The sequence below is a fragment of the Thermococcus sp. PK genome (genome assembly GCF_000430485.1).
GTDB lineage: Archaea > Methanobacteriota_B > Thermococci > Thermococcales > Thermococcaceae > Thermococcus_A > Thermococcus_A bergensis.
This window is the reverse complement of the sequence record NZ_KE387149.1, coordinates 1079363-1102971: the sequence shown is the minus strand read 5'-3', so window position 1 is coordinate 1102971 and position 23609 is coordinate 1079363. Positions and strand designations below refer to the sequence as shown.

The 23609-nt window shown below is 41.3% G+C and carries 20 protein-coding genes; 9 read left to right on the top strand and 11 right to left on the bottom strand.

Annotation, left to right across the window (positions count from 1 at the left end):
* Position 1: 1 nt before the first annotated feature.
* On the top strand, positions 2–1132 hold the full coding sequence (gene trm10, locus THEPK_RS07980; protein WP_042700747.1) for a tRNA (guanine(9)-/adenine(9)-N1)-methyltransferase: 1131 nt from the start codon (positions 2–4) through the stop codon (positions 1130–1132).
* A 73-nt stretch (positions 1133–1205) separates the two neighbouring features.
* Positions 1206–2261: an AAA family ATPase gene (locus tag THEPK_RS07975; protein ID WP_042700382.1), complete on the top strand. Its 1056-nt coding sequence runs from the start codon at positions 1206–1208 to the stop codon at positions 2259–2261.
* Positions 2262–2267: 6 nt separating this feature from the next.
* Here THEPK_RS07975 and THEPK_RS07970 read toward each other — a convergent pair whose 3' ends face one another.
* The 8 genes from THEPK_RS07970 to THEPK_RS07935 all read right to left on the bottom strand — a co-directional run bounded on the left by THEPK_RS07970 (position 2268) and on the right by THEPK_RS07935 (position 11154).
* The gene (locus THEPK_RS07970; RefSeq protein ID WP_042700380.1) at positions 2268–4928 is read right to left on the bottom strand and encodes a valine--tRNA ligase; all 2661 of its coding nucleotides are present in this window, start codon (positions 4926–4928) and stop codon (positions 2268–2270) included.
* A gap of 191 nt (positions 4929–5119) precedes the next feature.
* The gene (locus tag THEPK_RS07965) at positions 5120–5869 is read right to left on the bottom strand and encodes a class I SAM-dependent methyltransferase (protein WP_042700378.1); all 750 of its coding nucleotides are present in this window, start codon (positions 5867–5869) and stop codon (positions 5120–5122) included.
* Positions 5870–6031: 162 nt separating this feature from the next.
* The gene (gene nagA / locus THEPK_RS07960) at positions 6032–7195 is read right to left on the bottom strand and encodes an N-acetylglucosamine-6-phosphate deacetylase (RefSeq protein WP_042700375.1); all 1164 of its coding nucleotides are present in this window, start codon (positions 7193–7195) and stop codon (positions 6032–6034) included.
* 11 nt (positions 7196–7206) lie between these two features.
* Positions 7207–7944 (bottom strand): SIS domain-containing protein, encoded by a 738-nt coding sequence (locus tag THEPK_RS07955; RefSeq protein WP_198011302.1) that lies wholly within the window; start codon positions 7942–7944, stop codon positions 7207–7209.
* A gap of 19 nt (positions 7945–7963) precedes the next feature.
* On the bottom strand, positions 7964–9646 hold the full coding sequence (locus THEPK_RS07950) for an SIS domain-containing protein (protein ID WP_042700372.1): 1683 nt from the start codon (positions 9644–9646) through the stop codon (positions 7964–7966).
* Positions 9647–9681: 35 nt separating this feature from the next.
* Positions 9682–9954, bottom strand: coding sequence for an HPr family phosphocarrier protein (locus tag THEPK_RS07945; protein WP_042700369.1), 273 nt, complete (start codon positions 9952–9954; stop codon positions 9682–9684).
* Positions 9955–10303: 349 nt separating this feature from the next.
* Complete coding sequence (locus THEPK_RS07940; RefSeq protein ID WP_042697605.1) at positions 10304–10681, bottom strand: hypothetical protein; 378 nt, start codon at positions 10679–10681, stop codon at positions 10304–10306.
* Between the two features lie 50 nt (positions 10682–10731).
* Positions 10732–11154: a hypothetical protein gene (locus tag THEPK_RS07935; protein ID WP_156882108.1), complete on the bottom strand. Its 423-nt coding sequence runs from the start codon at positions 11152–11154 to the stop codon at positions 10732–10734.
* A gap of 60 nt (positions 11155–11214) precedes the next feature.
* Between THEPK_RS07935 and THEPK_RS07930 the strand changes: the two genes are divergently transcribed.
* Positions 11215–11679, top strand: coding sequence for a PTS sugar transporter subunit IIA (locus THEPK_RS07930; RefSeq protein WP_042700363.1), 465 nt, complete (start codon positions 11215–11217; stop codon positions 11677–11679).
* A 15-nt stretch (positions 11680–11694) separates the two neighbouring features.
* Here the strand turns inward: THEPK_RS07930 and ptsP are convergent, their stop codons facing one another.
* Genes ptsP through THEPK_RS07915 form a run of 3 tightly spaced genes read right to left on the bottom strand, consistent with a single transcriptional unit; the run spans position 11695 to position 15135 of the window.
* Positions 11695–13377, bottom strand: coding sequence for a phosphoenolpyruvate--protein phosphotransferase (gene ptsP / locus THEPK_RS07925; RefSeq protein WP_052315917.1), 1683 nt, complete (start codon positions 13375–13377; stop codon positions 11695–11697).
* Positions 13364–13861, bottom strand: coding sequence for a PTS sugar transporter subunit IIA (locus tag THEPK_RS07920; RefSeq protein WP_042700361.1), 498 nt, complete (start codon positions 13859–13861; stop codon positions 13364–13366). The genes ptsP and THEPK_RS07920 overlap by 14 nt, the downstream gene beginning before the upstream one ends.
* Positions 13862–13866: 5 nt before the next feature.
* Positions 13867–15135, bottom strand: coding sequence for a Cdc6/Cdc18 family protein (locus THEPK_RS07915; RefSeq protein ID WP_042700359.1), 1269 nt, complete (start codon positions 15133–15135; stop codon positions 13867–13869).
* Between the two features lie 135 nt (positions 15136–15270).
* Here THEPK_RS07915 and THEPK_RS07910 point away from each other — a divergent pair, with 135 nt between their 5' ends.
* From THEPK_RS07910 to THEPK_RS07885, 6 genes are all read left to right on the top strand, one after another.
* Positions 15271–15972: an IS6-like element ISPfu1 family transposase gene (locus THEPK_RS07910; protein WP_011011522.1), complete on the top strand. Its 702-nt coding sequence runs from the start codon at positions 15271–15273 to the stop codon at positions 15970–15972.
* Positions 15973–16320: 348 nt separating this feature from the next.
* The gene (locus THEPK_RS07905; RefSeq protein ID WP_052315916.1) at positions 16321–17613 is read left to right on the top strand and encodes a PTS ascorbate transporter subunit IIC; all 1293 of its coding nucleotides are present in this window, start codon (positions 16321–16323) and stop codon (positions 17611–17613) included.
* A gap of 52 nt (positions 17614–17665) precedes the next feature.
* Positions 17666–17998: a PTS sugar transporter subunit IIB gene (locus THEPK_RS07900; protein ID WP_232194558.1), complete on the top strand. Its 333-nt coding sequence runs from the start codon at positions 17666–17668 to the stop codon at positions 17996–17998.
* Positions 17999–18190: 192 nt separating this feature from the next.
* Complete coding sequence (locus THEPK_RS07895) at positions 18191–18700, top strand: MogA/MoaB family molybdenum cofactor biosynthesis protein (RefSeq protein ID WP_042700355.1); 510 nt, start codon at positions 18191–18193, stop codon at positions 18698–18700.
* 50 nt (positions 18701–18750) lie between these two features.
* Positions 18751–19941: a molybdopterin molybdotransferase MoeA gene (locus tag THEPK_RS07890; protein ID WP_042700352.1), complete on the top strand. Its 1191-nt coding sequence runs from the start codon at positions 18751–18753 to the stop codon at positions 19939–19941.
* Between the two features lie 89 nt (positions 19942–20030).
* The gene (locus THEPK_RS07885) at positions 20031–23573 is read left to right on the top strand and encodes an Eco57I restriction-modification methylase domain-containing protein (protein ID WP_042700349.1); all 3543 of its coding nucleotides are present in this window, start codon (positions 20031–20033) and stop codon (positions 23571–23573) included.
* Positions 23574–23609: the final 36 nt, after the last annotated feature.

Below are 23609 nucleotides of genomic sequence, written 5' to 3'. Positions count from 1 at the left end.
CATGAGGACGCTCACTGACGTTTTCAGGGAACTTCTAAGAGAGAAGGGTATAGACAAAGTCGGGAGCCTCTCTAGAAGAATCCCCAAAAGGTCTTCAGAAAAACCGCTCCAAGAAATTGCCCTAGCCCTTCTTGAAGAAAAAGGGGTAATTGTAAAAGTAAAAGAACCCACGACAATAGCATGGGACTTGGAAGGAAAGCCTACAAGAGGAGCGCTTTTTGCGTACATACCTTTGAGCTCTTCTCATCTCGAAAAGTTTGAAATCGTAATTACCGGCAAAGACCTCAAGGAAAAGCTTTCTCAGCTCAGCTACCCTTATTTCATAATCGACCTCATGCACTGGGAGAAGCACACGGAAAAAGAAAAGAAGAAGGTTGCCCTTCAAGCGTCTCAAAGCTACGGGGTTATTAGGGATTACCTCTGGGGTGAACGCTTGGCTCTTACGTGGGTCAACGAAGAGTTCAAGGAAATGGCGAACTTTCCATTAGATAAGGTAACTGCCTACGAGGGGCCGACGTGGGAGTTCCTTCGCGAAGAAGGCATAGAAAAGGTTGTGCTTCTCGATCCGTGGGCCGAGAAAGACCTGAGCGAGGAGGACTTCTCAGCCGGAGCTTTTATAATCGGCGGAATCGTCGATACCGGAGGAACGAAGAAGAAAACCACTCCAAAAATAGGGGAGGAGCTCGAAAAGAGAGGCATAAAAGTCCTGAGGAGGAGAATCTCGCTAAAAGGGGATATAATCGGCGTCCCCGATAGGATAAATCTTATCCTTGAAATCCTGCTCAAGATGGTTTTGGAGGGCAAACCTATGGATGATGCTGTTTTAGAAGTTCAGTCGCCACTCCACGCGAAGTGGAGGCTGAGGAAGGAGCTTCCAAAGCACAAGAAGAGGTTTTTAATAGGCGGAAAGAAGTTTCTGGTTGTTGAAAAAGAGCTCTTTGATGAGTACTCAAAGTGGCTCAATATAAGGTGGGAGGACTTCGTTCAGGTCTTGAGGGAGCTTGGCTTCGTAGCCCTTGAAAGGAAGAGGATCCAGCATCTTAATAAGATCTCAACTCCCAGACTAATCAACGGTAAGCTCTACAGGGTTATTCTGCTGAAAAAGGCCATGATGCTGTGCTATAACTGCTGAGCTGTTTTTGTTTTTATTTCCGAAAACCTTATAACTTATGGTACCGTAAGTTACTTACGGGGGCGTAAGTGCTATGCTATTTGACCTGAGACCCAAAAGGAGAAGGGAAGAAATATTTGATAGGGAGAAGGAATTCGAAGAGCTCGAAAAAAGCTTAAATACCTACCCACTAACCCTCATATTGGGAATTCGGCGGGTTGGAAAGAGCTCCATTCTGCAGGCTTATCTAAATGAAAATCCTGGAATTTTGATTGATTGCCGGGAACTTTATGCAGAAAGCGGACATTTAACAAAAGAGGACCTCATAAAAGAACTTCAATCAAAAGCGGGGCTGCTAGAGAAGATAACATCAAAATTCAAAATTTCACTCGACCTGAAATTCATGACTATGGAACCTAGGGAAAGTTCCTTAAGGGAAGTCTTCAAAGAACTTAACAAAATCGGGGAGGAGCTAGGAAGATTTGTAATAGCTTTTGACGAGGCTCAATATCTCCGGTTCTATGGCTCAAGAGGGGGAAAAGAACTTTTAACACTGTTCGCTTATGCCTATGATAACCTTCCAAACCTGAGATTAATCTTAACGGGTTCGGAAATTGGACTTCTCCACGATTTCCTTGATATAACAAACTATGAGAGCCCGCTTTATGGAAGACCCGTTGGAGAGATTATTGTGGAACCTTTTAACAGAGAAACTTCTTTTGAGTTTCTCAAACATGGATTTAAAGAAGCTGGAGCTGAGATTAGCGAAGAAGAAATAAAAAAGGCCGTAGGGCTTTTAGATGGAGTACCCGGTTGGCTTGTGACTTTTGGGGTAGAATATCTAAAGGATAAGGACTTTGAAAAAGCCATCCAGAGAACATTTAAGATCGCAAGGGGTCTCGTGATCGGAGAATTAAAGGAACTGGAGCGAAGGAGCCCGAGATATGTCGAAATTCTGAATGCCATAGCCCTTGGATACAGCAGGTGGAGTCTTATACGAGACTATTTAAGGGTAAGGGGGGATAGAATACCCGAACCGAGACTTTATACGTTGCTCGAGAACTTGAAAAAAATGAGCTGGATAATTGAGGAAAACGAAACTTACAAGATAGCAGACCCCGTTGTTGCAACTGTATTACGGGGAAAATAAAAAGTGTCAGAAGAAGAGGATAACAGCATCGCCAACGACTGCCGTTTCTACCTCTTCACCTTCGCTGAACACTGCCTTTCTTATGACGACATCTTCCTTGTCAAGCTCAACCTTCTGCCCTTCTACTTCGAACTCGACTTTTCCTTGTTCCTTAAGCGTTCTTGCAACTTCTTCTGCATTTTCCTTAAGATAAGCAGTTATCTTTGGCACGAGCTTTCCATACTTTGGCCCAACGGTCTTGAAGTTTGGCTTGATTTCTGTAATCCTCTCCTCAAGCTCCGGCTCACCCTTGATTATCTCGAGCTTTTCGATGTTCATTGTTCCGGCAATGTCCTTTTCAATTGCCTTAAGCATGTCATAGCTGTCTGTTGCATAGATCGCCACGTGTTTGAGCTTGGCGTTCAAAGCCAGGCCGTGGGAGTTCTTGTATCTCCTCATAGCCCCAACTATTTCGCTGGCGAGCTTTCCAAGCTTTTCTGCCTCTTCATCTATTCTGTCCTCCCTATAGGTGGGCCAGCTGAGGAGGTGCACGCTCTTAGCCCCGACTTTATCCTTGAACAGCTCCTGGTAGAGCTCCTCGGTTATGTGTGGAGCAAAAGGCGCAAGTAAGAGCGTTATGTTATATAGGAGCTCATATAACGCAGCTTTAGCCTTTAGCTTGCTTTCCTCATCTTCTCCATAGAGGCGGTGCTTTATCATCTCGAGGTAGTCATCCGCAACCTCGTGCCATACGAAAGTCATGAGCTCTCTCGTGAGCAGGTTGAAGCGGTACTTTTCGAGCTCTTCTGTTGCGAACTTTATCAGTCTGTGCAATCTCGAAAGTATCCACCTGTCGAGGGGCTCAAGCTCAATATCCTTGTATTTCTCGTAGTCGAAGTCCGTGATGTGTCTTTCGGCAAAGCGGAATATGTTCCACAGCTTCTGGAGGAAGCGATAGTTGTAGTCAACGATCTCCCACTTGAACGGGTGATCCTCTCCCGGAGGTGCCAAAGCTGTCCATAACCTTAGGGCATCTGCTCCGTACTTTGGAATCACTTCCTCCGGTGAGACAACGTTTCCATAGCTCTTGCTCATCTTTCTTCCGTCTGGTCCGGCCACCATACCGTTGATAAGGATGTCGTGCCAAGGTTTCTGCCCGGTGAGCATATAAGTTCTGAAGATGGTGTAGAACGCCCACGTCCTTATGATATCAGTTCCCTGCGGCCTCAGTGAAGTTGGGAAGTTGTGCTTGAACCACTTCTCATCTCTTTGCCACTTGCTTATGACTAAGGGGGTTATGCTCGAGTCCACCCAGCAGTCGAGAACGTCTTTTACGCCTTCCAGGTTTGTGCTTCCACACTTTGGACACTTATCCACTGGAGGTTTGTCGAATCTTGGATCTACTGGCAGGTCTTCTTCTCTCGCTGGGATTATCTCGCCACAGTCCTTACACACCCAGAAGGGAATTGGTGTTCCAAAGACTCTCTGTCTGCTTATTACCCAATCCCAATCCATGCTCTCTGCCCAGTCCTTGAGCCTTAGGAACATGTCCTCCGGATACCACTTAATCTGCTCTGCCACTTTAACTATCTCATCCGTGAAATCCTTCACTTTTATAAACCACTGCTTCTTTGGTAACAGCTCAATTGGTGCCATACATGAACTTCTTTCCGTGTGTCTCAATACACGGTGATGTACCTTCTTTTTGTCATATAAGAGACCCATTTCTTCAAGGTCTTTTGCTATTGCTTCCCTAGCTTCTTCAGCCGTTAATCCCTTGTATTTGCCAGCGTTTTCGTTCATTCTGCCGTCTTCACTAATCGCTATAATCACGGGCAAGTTGTAGCGCTTCTGCCACACTACGTCCTGCTCATCACCGTAAGTACAGTTGTAAACAGCCCCTGTACCAAAGTTTGGATCCACATCCTCATCTGCCAATATGGGCACTTCTCTCTCAAATATCGGGAGCTTTACCTTCTTACCAACCTTATCCTTATAGCGCTCATCCTCAGGGTGAACGAATACGGCTACACAAGCGGGCATGAGTTCTGGTCTTGTGGTGGCTATTGGTATGTAGTCATCTTCTCCAGCTATAGGAAGCTTGATGTAATAGAGGTAGCCATCCTCCTCCACGTAGCCTACCTCAGCCTTTGCAAGGCTTGTCCTACACCTTGGGCACCAGTAAACCGGGTGTTTGTCCTGGTAAAGGAGACCCTTCTTGTAGAACTCGAGAAGGGATTTCTGCACCAGAGCTTTGTAGTCATCATCCATTGTGTGATATTCTAGATCCCAGTCCGCAGAATAGCCTATTCTAATGAACTGGTTCCTCATAGATTCTATAGCCTGCCATGTCCACTCTATACACTTCTTGAGAAACTCCTCTGGCTGATCTTTACTTATTCCAAACTCCTTCTCCACTTTAAGCTCCGTTGGAAGGCCATGGTTATCAAAGCCCTGCGGGAAGAGGACGTTGTAGCCCCTCATCCTCTTATACCTTGCCACGATGTCAATCCACGTATGGCTCAGCACGTGGCCCAAGTGCAGAGTACCACTCGTAAACGGCGGCGGAGTATCTATGGAATAAGCCGGCCTCTTTTCATCGAGCTCGTATTTGTAGATTTTCTCCTCAAGCCAGAACTTCTGCCACTTTGGTTCTATCTCATTTGGATCGTAGGTCTTCGGGAGCATTTCTATCACCTCTTTTGAAGATGTTTAACCTATCAAAAGCGCACCTTAAAAAGGTTAATCCTTCCGGCGGTGGTGAGAGAAAGTTCACTAACCAGAAAAGGAAGAATCTTTTTTCAATAAATTCAGCAATCGGTGTGGCGATTGACGATATGCACCACCAGAAAATAAAACAAATTTGGGGTTTAAAAAGTTTACCTAATTGCCACAAGCCAGTAACTTCTGTCATTTGGGGCAAGTTCCCTCTTTAAATTCCCGTAGATTCTAACTTCGCTAAAGTGCCCTCTTGCTAGAAGCCTCATTTCTCTTGGGGTGTAGATTTGGAGCTCGTCATCAACGAAAAACGCTTTTGTTTCCCCGTTTGGCTTAATTATCTGCACGAGCCTCTTGAAGCGGAGCTTTTGAAAAGCTGGTTCGACTTCACGCCAGTCTGTAATTACAAGCCTTTCGTTTCCATTTTGCTCATCCCACAGTATTGGTCCATCACTTCCTCCATAGAACCAGCACGGGAAGTCTGCAACAAAAACTCCTCCGGGTCTGAGGGCTTTAACAACACCCTTAAAGAGCCCTTGGAGATTCTCTTCATCGAAATACATGATGCTGGAAAAGAACATCGTTACTGCATCGAATTCATTTTCAAAATTTATCTCAAGGGCATCTTCCTGAAGGAACCTGATGTTCAGTCCTCTTTGTTGGGCCTTTTCCTTTGCGACCTCAAGCATCTCTTCGTGAAGGTCTAAGCCAATAACATCATAGCCCCTCTCTGCGAGCTCAAGGGTTGGAATCCCCGTTCCACAGGCCAAATCGAGGATTCGCTTTACTTCTCGCTTTGCATCGTTTTTGAATATTTCCTCAACAAAGTCGATCTCCATCTTAACTCTCTCAGCCCTTTTTCGATAGATGGCATCGTAATACTCCGCCAAGACCGTGTAGAGCTCGTGCATAGGAGCCACCTTAGATTATTGAGGTTTATTTCTTTTAAAATATTGCTCGCTTATCTTGATCCTTAATAGGACAAGATCGTTGTTTGCTGAATGACTCTAGGAATTGAAACTTTGATTATTCCACAAAAGTATCAAAAGAAGAAAGAAGTTAAAGAAAGCAAATTAAACTTTTACCCCATTTATGTATACTGAATCCACATGTAGACTTTCATCTAGAATCGCTAAATCTGCTAAATATCCTGGTAATATTGCCCCAACTTTACGAATCCCTATAGCGTTTGCAGGGTTGTATGTCATGGTTCTAATCGCATCCTTTAAAGGAACTCCAATTTCGACAAGATTTCTTAATGCTTTGTCCATAGTGAGAGTGCTCCCCGCGAGAGTTCCATCTTTTAGCCTGCAGACTCCTCCCTTAACAATTACCTCCAACCCACCCAACGAATATTTCCCATCTGGGAAGTCTGTTGCAATTATTGAATCTGTAATTGTGACGATTCTCTCTATTCCAGCATGTTTTATAGTGAAGTGGATAATTGTGGGAGAGATATGGATGAGGTCACATATGAGTTCTAGATATACTTGAGGACTTTCGAGAGCGGCAATAATAACCCCTGGCTCTCTGTGGTTAATAGGCCTCATAGCATTGTATAAATGACTTGCCCTGTTGGCTCCAGAATATATAGCAGCTTTTGCTTCTTCGTAAGTTGCGTTTGTGTGTCCTAAAGAGATATATATTCCAAGATTCCTTGCGTACTGTATAAACTCTAGCCCCCCCTCAACCTCCGGTGCGATCGTTATAGTTTTGATATTTCCTCCAGAGACTTCCCAGTATTCTTTGAGTTCTTGAATGCTGGGAGGGCGTATAAACTCTGCATTCTGTGCTCCTTTTTTTTCCTTGCTTATATATGGTCCCTCTAAGTGAAGCCCTCCAATCTTTGCTCCTGTGAGCTGATCCTTTTGGTAGTTGATTGTGTTTTTTATCGATTTAGATGCAACTAAAAGGACTTCATGAGCTGCCGTCACAGTAGTAGGGAGGAATAATGTCACACCATGTGTCATGTATTTCTCACTCATTTTAATCAATGCTTCTTCAACTTCCTGTTCTGAGCCATTCATGGCACTGTAGGTAACATCAAGACCCCCTATCCCATGGGTGTGTATGTCAATAAAGCCAGGACTAATTATTTTTCCTTCTAAATCTTCACCATCTGGATTTTTTCCCCTATAAACCTTTTTTATTACTCCATTCTCAATTTCTACAGTTCCTGGATAAATCTCCTCAAAAGGAGTAATAATTCGAGCATTGGTTAGGATTGTCTTTGACATCTTCTCATCCCCTACAAATATTTTAGACGGTTTTTGTATCGTTCAATAACTTTAATGTTATGTTCTTGAGCTCCTGGTAAATGAGCACTTAGGAATACTGGGGGTTCAACTCCTTTTTCGACTAATTTTTTAATTGCTAAAGCTACAATCGTCTGAGCTATAAATGCTACAATAATAGTAGATACTGGGAAAATTTTCATTTGAAATCCCGGAATTTCTAATGCAGCATCCCCTCTAGGCACTTTGTTGTCTATAACTATATCTGCAACTTCGAAAAGTCTCTTGTTATACTTGTTTTTTGGCGTTAAACTCTTGGAGTATTCAACAGAAGTTATGGCGATAACTGGACATCCGAGAGATTTAGCTTTTATGGCAGCTTCAACAGGAAATGTATTCGTTCCCGAGCTTGAAACTACTAGCACAACGTCACCTTTTTGGACTTGCATTGCTTTTAGAATTATTTCTGCGTATCCCTCTACGTGTTCCATTTCCGTTGACTTCAAGGCTCCATGATAAACGTTTATATCTGTGTTCATTATTGGGTTTACAGGAACTAAGCCTCCGGCTCTATAGGAGAGCTCCTCTCCGATTATTGCTGAGTGTCCTGCCCCAATCACGTGTAGAATTCCTCCGTTTTCCAAAGATTCAGCCAATACTTGAGATGCTTTTTCAATGTTTTCTCTCTCTTCCTCCTTTACTTTTTTTAGCAAAAAATTAACAATCGAATACGTTTCATCCAAAATCTCCACGATATCCACCTCCCAATTATTATTCCACAACAGCTTTGGATAAACCCTTTGGAAAATCTACCGGTGTTCCCCTATACACTCCTAACCAATAGGATAAAAGTTGAATGAGTAAGGTAGATGCTAAAGCGTAAGTTACTGGGTCTTCTTGTGTTATTTCTACCATTGATATATATTCTAGCTTCTTGTGCTCTTCATAAGTTTCACCAATAACAACAAGCTTACAATTGTTGTTGTAGAACATTTCAAATCTTTGGAGGAAACGTTCTTTTCCAAGCCTTTCATATGGGGATATCACAATATTGTACATTTCCTCGGAAAGCGCAGCGCTTGGTCCATGTAGGTACTCCTCAAGTTCAAGGGGTTCTGCATGTGAATAAGCCACTTCTTTAAGCTTAAGTGCTCCTTCTATGGCTACTGGATACGTTATTCCAGCTGAGATTATGTATCCACCCCTGCAATGGCATAGATTTTTGGCTGTGTTTTGTGCCCATCTCTCTTGGTTATTAAGTAGATTTGGTATTTCATCTGCAAAGATTGAAATTGCTGATAACTTCTCTTCTCTTTCTTTTGTAGTTAAGAATCCAAGTTTTACTCTTACTTGAGATGCCAGTAGATGCAAAATTGCTAGAGTGTTGGTGAAGCTCTTTGTTGCTGGAATTGCAAGTTCGTATCCTGTCAATAGTGGGATAGTCACGTGTGAATACTCTCTTATTTTACCAAAAGGATTATTAGTAATAGATATTATATTTGCCCCAGTCGTTTTTCCTTTCTTTACTGCTTCAATAACATCCCAAGTAATTCCTGATTGAGTTATTGCGATAATTGTATGGTCGCTTTCTAGTGACGAAGTGTAGTATAGCAAAAATTCAAACGCAGACATCACTGATATATTCAACTCCGGAAGGAGATATTGCAACATTATGCCTGCATTTAGTGATGATCCATTTCCTATTACATATATTCGTTTGGAGTTAGCAATAATATCTGCGGCAGCTTCTATTGTTTCGTGATTTCTAAAAGCATAAGCTCGTTTTAAAGCGTAAAGCGTTTCAGAAATTTCATTTCTCATAAAATGTTCTGGTACTTGAACCCTTCTTTTTACAGCACTTTCGGGAAGGGATTGCTTAGTAGATGACCAAAACACTATAGAGTTAGGAGGTATTGTATATGCTTCAATTCCCAAAGCAGAGATTATTCCTGAGGAAGTCGTTAGAAGGATTTTATTTTGATCTTGAGACATGAACAGGGGTCTATATGAAGAAAATGACACAACTTTTGGATTTTTTGGATTATGCTCATAACAAACAAACGAGAAGTATTGATTTTTGGAAGCAACTTTTAATCCTTGTAGTGAGAAACAGGAGTTGCAGATATGTTGTAGACTATCTAGGGCATTTCTAGCGTCTCCATTTAACAGACCTTCAAATGATATTATCGTTTCTTCTTGTGCATCCCTGTGCGGAATGATAAAATTGGATTGGATACCTGTTTCATAGCGGTTAGTGTTAATCAAAATCCCTTTTATGTTATCAGTTATAACTGATCTTTTATAATTTTGAGTGTCAAATTGATGTCTTTTTATTGAGGAAGCAGACCATGTGATGATATCAAAACCGGGTTTTAACAAATCTACAATCTTATCCAAAATTCTTGATGCCTCGTTTTGGGAATAATTAAGGAGTAATAGGATCGTTCCTATCATATGACCACCTTTTATATGGACACCAATTATTCTTTTTAGGTATCCTCAAAAGGCAGAACGTCCTCTAATAGATGTATTAGTTCGTTTATTGCATCTTTTTCATCTTCTCCCTCAGCAATAATTTTAATCTCGTCTCCATAGTCAATCCCTAAGGCTAAAAGCTGGAGAATATTTTTTGCATCTGCAGTATTCCCTTCTTTTGAGACAGTAATTTTTGACTTGAATTTTTTTGCAGTTTCTACAAAGATTGCTGCAGGTCTTGCATGAAGTCCAGATTTGTTTTTTAATTTAACCGTCACTTCAATCATTCACTATCACCTTTATTTTAAGTGAGTTTTCTTTCCAAGAGTTTTCTAATATTCAATTTAAGTGGAGTCTATATATATTTTTTGGTTATCTAGGAGTTTCTGTAAGCTTATTTGGGATAAACAGCCAAGATTTTAGTTTTTTTGCCAAATAGGGAGAGATAGTTATCATTTGCAACATTTCATGAAAATGTATCCCAGCGCTCTATTGATAGAAGTTTGTATAATGTGAGTGTCTTACTGGAGATATAACACCATCTTTGGTGGTAATATAACTGATAAATATTACTGAAAATAGTTTAGATTCACTAACAGATGAGCAAATTTCGTAAGCATAGGGGCGTGTTTAGTTTCACCCCCTGTTATTTAAACAGTATTTGACTCTGAGGAGGATTTTCAGACCATAACACATTACCCCAAGCAGGATTCGGGTTACAGTAGTCTTTTTCAGAAAACAGGGGATCCTACTGCCAAACCACGTTGTAAACGCACCCCAGAACCCCTCATGAGGATTCCTACGCCTGTACTCTTCTTCAGAAAACACTCTGTCTCTCTTCTTACTACCAAAACCACCTGGAGCGTTCTTAGTTTTCTTAACAATCGGCCGATAACCCTTTTCCACCACAGTGTTCAGAACTTTCTTTGAATCATAAGCCCCATCAGCATAAAAATTCCCAGAACCCCCCGGCAGGAGTTCAATCAGCTCGTTCTCAGAAGTTGTGATCTTCACAGCAACCGGATACAGTAAACCCGGCAGGATTCTCGTTATTGCCTGAACTTCTATCCTACCCTTTTTTTATTTGTAATAATGGTTGAGTCTGCTTGAGTGCTGGCGTAGGGTAATTTCTGGAGTTTTTTCAGGAGGTGGTTTGTCAGTTCTTCGAGGTTCAGCTTTTTCTCCCAGTTGTGGAGGGTTGAGTAGTGAATGTTTGCTCCGAAGAATTTTCTGCCGTAGTGCTGGGCGTCTCTGAGAGGTAGGTTGTAGTATTGTTTAAAGAGGAGTATTGCCAGTATTGTTTTTACTGGAAATTTTTTGGATTTTGGCAGGTTCTTCAGCTTTCCTTCTGATTCGAAGTCTGCTAAAACGTCAAGAATTGCGAATGCCACGCTTTCAGGGTCTTTGAGTCTGTGATCCCATCTGGGGATCACGACAACCACCCGAAAGAATTCAGCAAAAACCCTAATAAAGGTTACTATAAACACGCCCGTAAGCATAGTAAACATTAAAAGAATTTAATCACCAACTCATGTGGTGATAAAACTATGATAGAGACACTTAGCTTGGAAGGGATTAAGACGAATGTTGAAGTATCAAAATGGGAAGAAGCTGTGAAGATTGCCGGAGAAATTCTATACAAAAACGGTAAAGTAACAAGAGATTATATTACAGGAATGGTGAACACTATTAAGAAATTAGGTCCGTATGCCGTTATTGCTCCAGGGGTTGCTCTACCCCATGCTCGTCCAGAAGACGGTGCCCTCGAAGTTGGAATAAGCATCGTTGTACTTAAAAGACCACTGAACTTTGGGTCTCCTAATGATCCTGTGAAAGTCATAATAGCGTTCTCTGCTCCGGATAAGAAATCTCATGTTCAATTACTCCAAGAATTAGCTGTGTTGTTATCTAATGATGACTTCAGGGAGAAACTAGCAAATGCAGAAACTCCTCAGGAAGTAATTGAGATTATCAAATCATTCAAGTCCGAAAAAACTGAAAAAGAGTATTAAAATTTGGAATCAAGCTCACCAAGGAATATTCTCTCCAAGATACTCTTTCAAGAATTCTCTAACTTTCTCTCTTACCTCTTGGCCATTTTCCAAGGTGAGTACTTCTTTTGCAAGCCTCTTGGATCTTTCGAGCGGAATGTTTTGTATTATCCACTTAATAAGAGGGATAGACGTTGGAGAGACGCTCAGTTCATTTATGCCAAGTCCCACAAGTATTGGAACAGCTAAAGGATTACTTGCAAGTTCTCCGCATACATCAACAGGTATTCTCTTTTTTTGTGCATGTTTTGTAATTTCACTAATTGCTCTTAGTACTGCTGGATGCATATCATCATATATGTGGGACACTTCTTCATTTGTTCTATCCACTGCAAAAAGATATTGTGTTAAGTCATTTGTGCCTATACTCAAGAAGTCAACTTCCTTGATTATCTTATCTAACAGAAAAAGAGTGGAGGGCACTTCAACCATTATCCCAAATTCTATATTCTCTTTTGCTTTGGGGGATATCTTTTTAATTTCTTCTTTTAACAGTCTAATTTCTTCAATCGTACTCACCATAGGAGCCATAACTCGGATGTTTTTTTGTTTTGATGATGCCATAACAATTGCTTGCAATTGAGATTTTAACAGTCCACGGTATTTTAGGAGGTATCTTATCCCTCTAAGACCCAAAAAGGGATTGTTTTCTTTTGGAGATGAAAGATAGGGCAGGGGTTTATCCCCACCAACATCAAGAAGCCTAATTGTTAGTGGTTTTTCTTCAAGTTTGTTTGCTAATTTTTCTAGTATTCTAGAAAACTCTTCAGAGGAGGGAAGAGTTTGGCGCGAGAGATAGTAAAATTCGGTTCTGAATAACCCAACTCCATCGCACCCGTTTATTAGGGCAGTATTGAGATCGTCTTCACTTCCAATATTTGCAGTAACTAGGACTTTATACCCATCTGTTGTTATTGCGTGTTTATCCTTCGCACGTTCGAACAGTTGGATAAGTTTCGTGAAAGTTTTCTTTTTTGCATTGTATAGTTCAACTGTGTTTTTGTCAGGATTAATAAGAACTTCCCCCGAAAATCCGTCAACTATGATAAGGTCTCCATTTTTCACTAGCTCTGTAACATTTTTAGCTCCAAAGATAGCTGGTATACCAAGATTTCTGGCAATTATGGCAACATGAGAAGTGTAGCTTCCCCTTTCGGAGACTATCCCAGCAATCCCTTGATTCTTATATCTTAACAATTGTGAGGGTTGGATTTCTTTTATAACAATTATTGATCCTTTTTTAACGTGCTCTATATTCTTCTGTGTTAGATTTTCCAACAGAGTATTCTTTATGTCTATTAAGTCATTAACTCTGAGTTGAATCAAAGAAGATCCAGATGCTGTTAAAAGTTTCACATATTTGTCTATTACCGAATTTATAGCTGCCACTGCTCCGCGTCCTTTCTCAACTTCTTCGAGAGCTTCACTAACAATGGCATCCACCATAAGCTTGTGAGCCTTTAGGATGTCGGCTACTTCGGGGGGTTCACGTGCTATAAATTCATCAAGCAGTTCAATAGTATTTTTTTTGGCATTTAAAATTGCACTCTTGGCGTCTTCTCCTGTAATTTCTGTAGTTGTTTGGATTACTGGCTGTATAACTATGGCTTCTCCAATACCCATTCCTCCTGAAACTGGGATTCCTTTAATAATTTGCATTGTTTATCACCTCATAATTTGCTATGGTCTCCTTAAATGCAGAAATTACATCATTTGGGGTTTTCGCATGTTTTAACTTCTTTTGAAGGGTTGTAGTGGATAAAAGCCTTCCAATCTCTTTTAGGAGTTCAAGATGCTCAGATTTTGTAGGCGCTGAAAATGCTATTATGACTTTCACAGGATCATTAGGAGAGTCAAAATCTATAGGGCTACGAAGCACTACAATGCTTATTCCAAGTTCAAGAGCTCCATTCTCTGGGCGGGCATGTGGTAAAGCAATCCCAGGAGCAATAACGGCATACGGACCAAGACGTTTTGTAGTTTTTATCATTCCTTCAATATATTCGTGTGAAACTTTCCCTAGGTTGTATAAAATTTCTCCGGCAATCTTCACAGCTTCTTCCCAATTTTTTACCTCTACATTAATAGCAATTGCATTAACATCTATGTTCTCTATAAGTTTCTTGAGTATAAGTATATTCATTCTGTTCACCCTCTTTTTTGAAAGCTTATTTGAAGGAGTTCTGGAATTTCATTGGGCTTGAATTTTTCATGTGTTCTCTCAGATAAAATCTCTTCCACGATTTTCAGTATTTTTTGAGGATTCTCCTCTATATGGAATACTAGTGTTTTCCCTCTTCCCCTGCCCATACCTTTTTCTCTAGAAGTAATTAGCCCGATACTTTCTATCTTGGGGGTTATATAATGCATTACATGTCTCATGCTCCTTGGTCTCCAGTTCAACTCTTCACAGATAAGTTTATAGACCTGATAAAGTTCCCCTGTAACTGGAAGAATACTTGAAGCTTCTAAAAATGAGATTGACCAGAGTACTACTAGCTGGTGATTGCTGAGGGATTTGACCACCTGGATGAGAATGTCGTTATCCACAATTTTAACTGCCTCTTCTATCAACTCTTTTGTAATCTTTTCCTTAGCCATTAATGCAGCTTCTACTAGCACTCTAAAACCCCATCTCAAATCCCTCTCATTTTTCTGTATAAGTTCTGCCAAGTATCTTATTGATTCCTTACTGAAACTAGAGGGATCCAATGCATGGTCAGCTCTATCAAGAAGAATTTGGTAAAGTTCATCCGTGTTGTATTCTCTAAAGTATATTGGTTTTGGGGTAAATTTAGCCATCGTTGCATGTTCTATTTTTTCTACTATATTGCTCATATTTGATATCATTATTAGCAAAGGAGCATCCTTATCCAGCAACTCGTCTAATCGCGACATTCTATATATTAATGCATTCATTGGATCTTCTTTGTCTTTGTACGTTTTCTTTAACTTATCTATTTCATCAAAAACAAAGATATATCTCTGATTCTCCATTTTCAAATGTTTTGTAAGAGTATCTACTGCTTCAGCAACCCCAAAGCCTCTATTTGGGAAATTCACATCTAACTCATGCAATAAGGCCACGACCGTTTGGTAATATGTTTTATCTTTACAGTTGATATAAATCATTTTGGAGTTGATTCCATTCTCTCTTGTAAACTCATTGTAGTTTTTTGCTACTAACTTTATTGCATGGGTTTTTCCTGTACCTGGAGGACCGTGGATTAATAGATTTCCGGGGTGTAATCCACTTAGAAATCGCCCAAGGTGCTTAGTTATCTGTGTAATTTCCTCATCTCTAAATAGAAGATACTCTGGAAGATAGCTCTCATTAAGAACTGAAGGATTGATAAGAATAGTCTTTTTTTCCATTTCTTCGCGAAGTATCTCCTTAAGGTTCAAAGGCATATTCATGATAACCACCCTATATATAATGTTTATCATATGTATTATTTAAACATTGTCATAGATGTATCCGATACTGTTAGGATAAGCTGTGGGGTGTCAGGTTTAAGTTACTGGCAGTACTTTAGAAAAAGAAGGGGGAACATGAAGTCTGAAACCATTATTTACTGGGTGGTTTCAGCCTTAAAACCCTTTCGTCGCAACAAAATCCCACCAGAAAAGAAAATCAGGGGAGTAGAATTATACCTGCGAGGCCTCAGTTACCGGCAAACCGCCAGAATACTCAAAATCAGTCACGTAACAGTCTGGGAGGCAGTCCAAAAACTCGCAGAAGCAGTTTACAAGCCAAAAATCCTCGCAGTCAAAAAACAGCGAAACTTCATCGCAGTTGACGAAACAGTAATAAAAATCAACGGGAAGAAAAGATACCTCTGGGCTGCAATTGACGTTGAGAGCAAGGAAGTTTTAGCAGTCTGGATTACGACTGTTAGAAACTGGTGGGTTGCCAGGGATTTCATTCTGGTTGTTTTAAAGTCGTGTGAAGGGCAGCCTGTCTTTCTGGTTGACAGGGCGAGCTGGTATAAGTCTGCTTTTAAGAGTTTGAGGTTGGGTTATCTGCATGTGACTTTCGGGCCGAGGAACAGTGTTGAGCGCTGGTTTAGGACGTTGAAGGAGAGGACGAAGCGTTTCTGGAATAATTTCAGGGGTAAAGACTGGAGGAGGGTTCATAGGTTTGTTTTTCTGTTTGCCTTCTGGTATAATTTTGTCAGAATTCATTCTAGTTTTGGTGATCCGCCTGGTGATGTTACTGAATGGCTTCAGGAGGTGATGCCCCAGTTATCCTAACAGTATCGATGTATCCTACAAAAATTGCGGATTTTGCTGATATGATTTAAGAAATAATGAAATTTTAGTCCATAAATTTTACATATTAACATCTTGCAGACATATCCATCGTTTGTAATACTTCACTATGTAATAAATAAAAAAGTTGTTTAAGGGGCTTTTCTTCAATGTAACCAACAAGTAACCCTTTCTGAAGGGAATCTTGGGAGTTACAAATGATAATGTCCTCTCCCATATAGGTTAAAATAAGGCTCTAAGGGCTTTAAAATGCAAATACCGGTGGAAGATAGCTAGAATAACCAAAAAATATATAAATATCTGTTTATTTATAGAATCTTGGTGATTCCCATGGTCGCCTTTATGGATTTTTTGACTTGGGTTGGTACTAATATACTTGGACAACCGGCAGTGTTGCTTGGAATTGTTGCATTCGTTGGATTAATTCTCCAAAAAAAGCCGTTCAGTGAAACTTTAGTAGGAACTGCAAAGGTAATGATTGGTGTCGTCATGATGCTTGCGGGTGCAGGTCTTTTTGTAGATGAGCTTGTGAACTTTCAATCATTGATAACAGCAGCAACCGGCGTTTCTCCGAAGTATCCTCCCAATTATGTTCCTTTAAATGACCTAATAGCTCAATATGGCAGTTATGCTGCAGTTATCATGACAGTAGCCTTTATTCTACACCTAATACTTGTAAGAATTATCCCAAAATTCCGCCATGTATATCTAACAGGGCACTTAATGTGGTGGGTCTCATTATTGGTTGTTGCAGTGATTTTGACTATGAATCCGAATGCTAGTGCAAGACAAATTATTGGAATTGGAGCGGTAGTTATGGCTATCTACTGGACAATCCAGCCTGCATATATCCATCATGCAATGAGAGATGTTATTGGGTCTGATGCAATTGGGTATGCTCATACATCCTCGTTAGTGGCCTTGATAAGCTATCATGTAGGAAAATACATTGGAAAGCCAGAAGAGAGCACTGAGGAAATAAAGCTTCCAAAATCTCTTTCATTCTTAAAAGATTATGCTGTAAGCACTGCAGTTATCCTGGGTCTCATAATGGTGGTGGCGGCAATAGTAGGTTATGTAAAAGCTCCGGATACAATAACCAGTCTTGCTGGAGACTTAAATCCAATCATATGGGCGATTCTAAGAGGTGTATACTTTGCAGCAGCAATAGTAGTGTTGCTCACTGGTGTTAAGATGTTCGTTGGAGAAATAGTGCCAGCATTCAAAGGTATTTCAGAGAAGGTAATACCTGGAGCGATTCCTGCTGTAGATGCTCCGGTAGTCTTCCCATATGCACCCACAGCGGTTATAATAGGATTCCTAAGCGGCCTGGGCGTATTCCTACTGATGATGGGACTCTTTATAGCTGTAGGGTTTGCCGTCATAGTTCCTCCAATGATCATGTTGTTCTTCCCTGGAGGTGCAGCAGCAGTCTTTGGTAACAAAACTGGTGGATGGAAAGGAGCAGTGTTTGCTGGAGCACTTAACGGACTTATTTTAGCAATAGGCCAAGCTGTAACTTTACAGTTCCTAACATACGGTACAGAGCTTGCCACACTTGGAGATCCAGATTGGTACGCAATAGTTGGAATACTCAAAGTAATATTGGCGGCAATATTTTAGTTTTGTTACCAAAATACTTTTTAATTTCTTTAAACTTTTTTAAATTATAATCGTGGGGGGCGGAATAATGGTGAAATATAAGCTGGATAGACCTCTTAAAATACTAACAGTATGTGGAGTGGGTCAGGGGAGTTCTTTGATAATGAGAATGTTTGTTGAAGATGTTTTGAAGGAATTGCAAATCCCAGCAAAGGTGGAACACACAGAACTTCTAACTGCAAAATCTAGTGATGCAGATGTAATAATAGCTTCGATACTTCACGCAGAAGAATTTGAAGGTTCTACAAAAATAATAATAGGACTAAAGAATTTAGTAGACAAGAACGAAATAAGAAAGAAAATCCTAGATGCTTTGTCTAAGAGAGGAATAATTGAACTCGATTGAATTTTGATTTTTTAAGCAGATATTAACCTTGGGTTCCATTTAGACTCTTTATATCTTCCGTTTTGCATTTTTGAGTATTTTTCCTTAACAAAAAATTATCAACAAGTTTTAGATTCTATTTTTAAAAACTGTTGAGGAACCCTAGCTAAAAAGTTATTAACCTCTTAGCCGAATGTTAAATGGTGGTGTAAAATGGGAGTTGAAGAGCACAAAGCCAAAGCACCCAAAAAGTTCAAGTTCGCCGTTATAACCGTCAGCGACACCGCAAGCCGCGGAAAGAGGGAAGACCTAAGCGGTTATTATATCATTGAGGAGCTAAAAAAGGAAGGAAATGAGAACGTCTATTATGCAGTTGTGCCGGATGAAAAGCTCAAGATAATAAAGGCTGTAATTGAAGCCCTTGAAAAGGCGGATGTTGTCATTACCACTGGGGGAACCGGAATCACAAGGAGAGACGTGACGATTGAAGCCTTAAGACCCCTCTTTGATAAAGAACTCGTAGGTTTTGGGGAGATATTCAGGCTAAAAAGCTACGAAGAAGTTGGAACTGCAGCGGTTCTAAGCAGGGCAACAGCCGGAATAATAAGAGACAAGGAGAGCAAAGTTGTCTTCTGTCTGCCGGGAAGTCTAAACGCAGTGAAAACAGCCCTTGAAATTATCAAAAAGGAAGCCTATCACATTCTCAAACATGCGAGGGAGTAGTTATAAGTTATAACTTTTAACTTATAACTTAAAAGTTAGAAGGTGATAAGATGAGGGAATTCAAACAGCTAACCCCCTACAGAAAAGCCCTCGAAATGATGCTGAACGATATAAAAGAGCTTGAAGAAACTGAGGAACTTCCCCTTGACGAAGCTCTCGGGAGAGTGCTTGCCGAGGATGTTGTCTCACCAATAGATTTGCCTCCCTTTGACCGCTCTGCCGTTGATGGATATGCGGTTAGGGCTGAAGATACATTTCAGGCGAGAGAGTACGCTCCAGTAGAGCTTGAGGTTATTGATGAGATAACAGCAGGGATGGAAAGCGAAAAGGAAGTTACAAATGGAAAAGCGGTGAAGTTAATGACAGGCAACAAGATGCCAAAGGGAGCCAATGCTGTCATAGAGCAGGAAAAGGTGAAGCGAGAAGGGAACAAAATCTATGTCCTCAGACCCGTTGCGCCCGGACAAAACGTTGCTTTCAAAGGTGAAGACGTGAAGAAGGGAGAGGTCGTCCTGAAGAAGGGACGTATTCTAAGACCTCAAGACCTCGGAATGCTCAAGGGGCTTGGAATTAAAACCGTTAAGGTGAAGAGAAAGCCCAGAGTCGGGATAATGGTTACAGGTGATGAGCTCATAGAAGAATTTGATGAAGAAGCCTTGAACAAAGGAAAAATCTTGGAGAGCAACTCCGCAATGCTGAAAGCTCTTGTGAGGGAATACTTTGGCGAACCGGTCTTCTACGGTATAATTCCGGACGATGAAGAGCTCATAGGCAAAACAATCGAGAAAGCTAAAAAAGAATGCGACCTCGTTTTAATCACCGGTGGAAGCGCCTTTGGAGAGAAGGACTATGCCCACAAGTTTGTTAATCTGCTCTTCCATGGATGTACGAACAAGCCGGGAAGGCCGATAGGGTATGGAGAGGGAACCTTTGTAATGAGCGGCTATCCTGCAGCTGTCTTTGCCCAGTTCCATCTCTACGTCAAATATGCTTTAGCAAAGCTTGTTGGAGCAGATTACAGGCCGATAAGGGTTAAGGCAAGGCTCAGGGAGAAAGTGCCATCATCTCTGGGAAGGCATGAGTTTGTGAAAGTTTACTATGAAAACGGCGAAGCTGTACCGATTAAGAAGAAGGGAAGCGGAATAATGAGCGCAATAGTTGAGAGCAACGCTTATCTCGAAATCCCGGAGGACAGCGAGGGGTATAAAGAGGGAGAGGAGGTCTGGGTTACGCTTTATTGAGCATTTTCATTTTGTTCTAGGATGAAATCGTGATAAACAAGAAATTTTTAAACTGCACGTAACTATAAAATATGAGGGGGGGTTAATAAATGCCTTCAAACAAGAAGCTCATAGAAGATTATCTTAACGACATAAAGGTTCTCAGTGAAATAGAAGGAGTAATTGATTCATTAACAATTGAAGACCTAAAATCCAAGCTGAGAACGAGTAATGCGCAACGTTATCTCAAGAGTATTACTGTAGCAAAACCAGAAATTCTCCTCTCTGAATTTTTGTTTCGTCCTCTTTTAGACCAGTTGGGCTTTGAATGGGCTCCTGAAATAAAGCTTGATAAAAGAGGATGGGTAGATTATCTTATAAAAACGGGAACCACAAATCCCGTTGCTGTAGAGTTAAAACCGATGCATAAGATTGTTAGCTCCACTAAAATAAAAATCATTCCTCTTGAACAAATATACAACCAGATGAAAGAAGACAGAGATAACCAGATTATAAGATATCTCAAGGCTTCGGAAGTAGACTATGTTGTTTTAACTAACCTTATTGACGTATATTATTTCAACAGGGAAGCTGTTTATGAGTTCAAGCCATTCCACCAAGAGAAATTTGAAGACTTCGTAAGGGAGCTTGCTGAGATCGGAGATTTTTGGGAACTTGTTAGGAGAAAAGAGGACAAAACTCCACGCCATGATCTTGACGAGATGTTCTTCAACGACCTAAAGGGATGGTACACAACACTTGAAAAAGTTAAGTGGAAGGTGGAAAATCCAAATGAACATATCGTTCATCTCATCAATAAGTTTATATTCATTAAAACGCTGGAAGATCATAGCCTTATCCCTTTCAGATTTCTCCATGATGCTTATACCGACGCAGAGCATAAATGGTCTCCTAGAGGCATGAAAAAGGTGTTGGAAGAATTTTTTAAAGAGATCGATAGCTGGTTTTACACTTATTATGATACCGAGCTCTTTAAGAAGTCCATATTGGAAGTGTTGGAAGATAGTGAAGAAAACATGAGGAGCTTTGGTAAAAGACTTAAGCTTATTCTTGGTGTAGAAGGGTGGAGAGGCGCATTTCAAAGAGGCCTGCTCTACTACAACTTTAGGAAAATAGACGAAGACGTCTTCGGAAAAGCTTATGAAATGTTTCTAGCAGAAAGACGAAAACAAATGGGCATATATTACACACCGAGTGAAATTACAAGATATATGGCTAAAAAACTCGTTAAAGAGCTTTTTGAACCAGTAAAAAATGAGTTCTTAAATGTGCTCAACTCGGAAAGAGTCGATAAAGAAAAGGCTTGGAAACTCGCAAAAGAATTGACATCAATTGCAATTCTCGACCCTGCTTGTGGTTCGGGTTCTTTCTTGATCAAGGTTCTCAGGGAAGTGTACAAAATCTATGAAGAAATTGATGAAAAAACAAAATGGGCAGAGGATTATAAGAGCGTTATAAAAGATCTAGCGGAACCAAAACATATTAGGGAGCAAAAACAACTGATAAAGGAAATAAGGAGCTTTTTAGGTTTTAATCTTCATAAACGCAATCTGATTTCTCTCGTAATCCTCCGCCATATATATGGGGTAGACCTTGATGAAAGGGCTATAGATGTTGCTAAGGTAAACATCTGGAAAGAGGCTATAAAGCTTGAACCATCCGAATTCAGATATAAAAATCTGAAATCAGAGGAGCACATACTCCCTGATCTCGAGATGAACCTCATCACAGGAAATTCCATAGTTTCGCTTCCAGATAATGAAGTTGTTGAACTTATGAGAGAGTTTAAAGAGGAAATAAAAGAGCTCTGGGAAAAAAGAAAGGCATATTTGAGCAACCCATTTAATCCGGATGTCCTTAAGGGCATGGAGGAAATAAAGGCACGGATAAGGGAGAAGCTAACCGAGATGATGAAGGAGAGGGGCTGGGACTTTGAAAAACCCCTGTTCTACCCCCTTGAGTTCTTCTTCCTCTACTTTGACGAGAACGGCGAGCCCCTGCCAGAGAAGGAGAGGGGCTTCCACGGGGTCATCGGCAACCCGCCGTGGGAAACAGTAGAACCCTCCGAAAAAGAATTCGTTACATTACACGAAGAACTGTTCAGGGATGTTTTTCCGAAAGGAGTTACAAAGTTTGGCATATCTGGGAAAGAATTCAAGAAGAAATTCCGCAAGAAACTTGAGGAGTCAGAGGAGCTAAAATCTTTATGGAACGAATATTACAGCAGGATAAAAATGCTCTCTGACTTCGTCCGTAAGAGGTACAAGTTCAGTACTGAAGGTAAGATAACCCTCCAGAAAGTCTTCATTGAGAGAGCTATGGAGCTCTCCAAGAGGGCCGTGAACCTCCTCGTCCCCTCGAACTTCCACACCGACGAGGGCACAATCCTTCTCAGAAAGGAAATCCTCGAAAACTACTGCCTTAAGGAGCTGGTCTCCTTCGAGAACCGCGGAAGCGGGTGGTTTAAAGACGTTGACTCACGCTTCAAGTTTGACATCGTCTTCTTCACCAAGGAAAGGTGCGAAAAACCATTCAGGGCGGCGTTCTACGTCACGAGAGGGGACTACGAGGCATGGGCAAATGACAACGGCGGGGGCTTCGAGGACTTCCTCAGGGCGGTAACCTTTGAATACCCAGTTGAGCTAATTCCAAAGACATCGCCCAATGTTCTCGGCGTTGTAGAATTTAGAAAGCAAAAAGATATCGTAATTTTCCAAAAAATCAGAGACGCCCATCCCTTATGGATTGATGTGTATGGCAAAAACCTCATTCAGGCAGACTTTAATATGACAACTGACAACAACCTTTTCAACACCTCCAAGAAGGGCCTCGTCCTATACGAGGGGAAAATGATACACCAGTACGAGCCGTTTTTCAGCGAGCCGAGGTACTGGGTGGAAGAGGAGAAGGGAAGGAAGCGGCTCCTGGGCAAGGAACTGAGCAGGGTCAGGACGTTCCTCAAGGCTGAAGGAGAAAAGCTCGGTCTCAGGGGACGGGAGCTTAAAGAGTTCATAGATGAGAACTACCGCCTCGCGGAGGATAACTTTAATAACGGGACCTTTAAGCTCGACTACGAGGAACACAGGCTCGCTTACAGGGCGATAGCCCATTCCACTAATAAAAGAACACTCATAAGCACGATCCTGCCCAAACGCGTCTTTATGGGGCACTCGCTTAACTACTTCAAACCCTTCCGCTACGTCATCAGGGACGGCGAGCTCACCCAGGAGAGGATACCCTACGGGGACGTCGTTTACCTGATGGCCCTCCTCAACAGCTTCACCCTCGACTACTACATAAGGCAGAGGGTCTCGGCAAACCTCACCATGTTCTTCCTCTACGAGCTCCCGATTCCAGAGCCAGGGCCGGGGGTAAAGGCCAGAATCGTTGAGCTGGCCTTCAGGCTGCTCTACAGAAAAGGCCACTACGACGACATGGGGAAAGCGCTGGGGATAAAGGCCAGCGAGGTCACCGACGAAGACGAGAGGAGGGAGATGAGGGCCGAGCTTGAAGCAATTATAGCGAGAGACGTTTTCGGGCTGACGAAAGAGGAGATGGAATATATCCTCTCGACCTTCATCTATGGCAACCCAGATAGGGAGTTAATGAGGAGAATAATAGAGAAGATGTAATTTCTTTCTTTTGTTTTATTCCAGAAGAAGTGGAGT

What these genes read in the sequence shown, in the direction of transcription:
- trm10 (WP_042700747.1), top strand. Translation starts at nt 2, where the DNA reads ATGAGGACGCTCACTGACGTTTTCAGGGAACTTCTAAGAGAGAAGGGT.
- THEPK_RS07975 (WP_042700382.1), top strand. Translation starts at nt 1,206, where the DNA reads ATGCTATTTGACCTGAGACCCAAAAGGAGAAGGGAAGAAATATTTGAT.
- THEPK_RS07970 (WP_042700380.1), bottom strand. Translation starts at nt 4,928, where the DNA reads ATGCTCCCGAAGACCTACGATCCAAATGAGATAGAACCAAAGTGGCAG.
- THEPK_RS07965 (WP_042700378.1), bottom strand. Translation starts at nt 5,869, where the DNA reads ATGCACGAGCTCTACACGGTCTTGGCGGAGTATTACGATGCCATCTAT.
- nagA (WP_042700375.1), bottom strand. Translation starts at nt 7,195, where the DNA reads ATGTCAAAGACAATCCTAACCAATGCTCGAATTATTACTCCTTTTGAG.
- THEPK_RS07950 (WP_042700372.1), bottom strand. Translation starts at nt 9,646, where the DNA reads ATGATAGGAACGATCCTATTACTCCTTAATTATTCCCAAAACGAGGCA.
- THEPK_RS07945 (WP_042700369.1), bottom strand. Translation starts at nt 9,954, where the DNA reads ATGATTGAAGTGACGGTTAAATTAAAAAACAAATCTGGACTTCATGCA.
- THEPK_RS07930 (WP_042700363.1), top strand. Translation starts at nt 11,215, where the DNA reads ATGATAGAGACACTTAGCTTGGAAGGGATTAAGACGAATGTTGAAGTA.
- ptsP (WP_052315917.1), bottom strand. Translation starts at nt 13,377, where the DNA reads ATGCAAATTATTAAAGGAATCCCAGTTTCAGGAGGAATGGGTATTGGA.
- THEPK_RS07920 (WP_042700361.1), bottom strand. Translation starts at nt 13,861, where the DNA reads ATGAATATACTTATACTCAAGAAACTTATAGAGAACATAGATGTTAAT.
- THEPK_RS07915 (WP_042700359.1), bottom strand. Translation starts at nt 15,135, where the DNA reads ATGAATATGCCTTTGAACCTTAAGGAGATACTTCGCGAAGAAATGGAA.
- THEPK_RS07910 (WP_011011522.1), top strand. Translation starts at nt 15,271, where the DNA reads ATGAAGTCTGAAACCATTATTTACTGGGTGGTTTCAGCCTTAAAACCC.
- THEPK_RS07905 (WP_052315916.1), top strand. Translation starts at nt 16,321, where the DNA reads ATGGTCGCCTTTATGGATTTTTTGACTTGGGTTGGTACTAATATACTT.
- THEPK_RS07895 (WP_042700355.1), top strand. Translation starts at nt 18,191, where the DNA reads ATGGGAGTTGAAGAGCACAAAGCCAAAGCACCCAAAAAGTTCAAGTTC.
- THEPK_RS07890 (WP_042700352.1), top strand. Translation starts at nt 18,751, where the DNA reads ATGAGGGAATTCAAACAGCTAACCCCCTACAGAAAAGCCCTCGAAATG.
- THEPK_RS07885 (WP_042700349.1), top strand. Translation starts at nt 20,031, where the DNA reads ATGCCTTCAAACAAGAAGCTCATAGAAGATTATCTTAACGACATAAAG.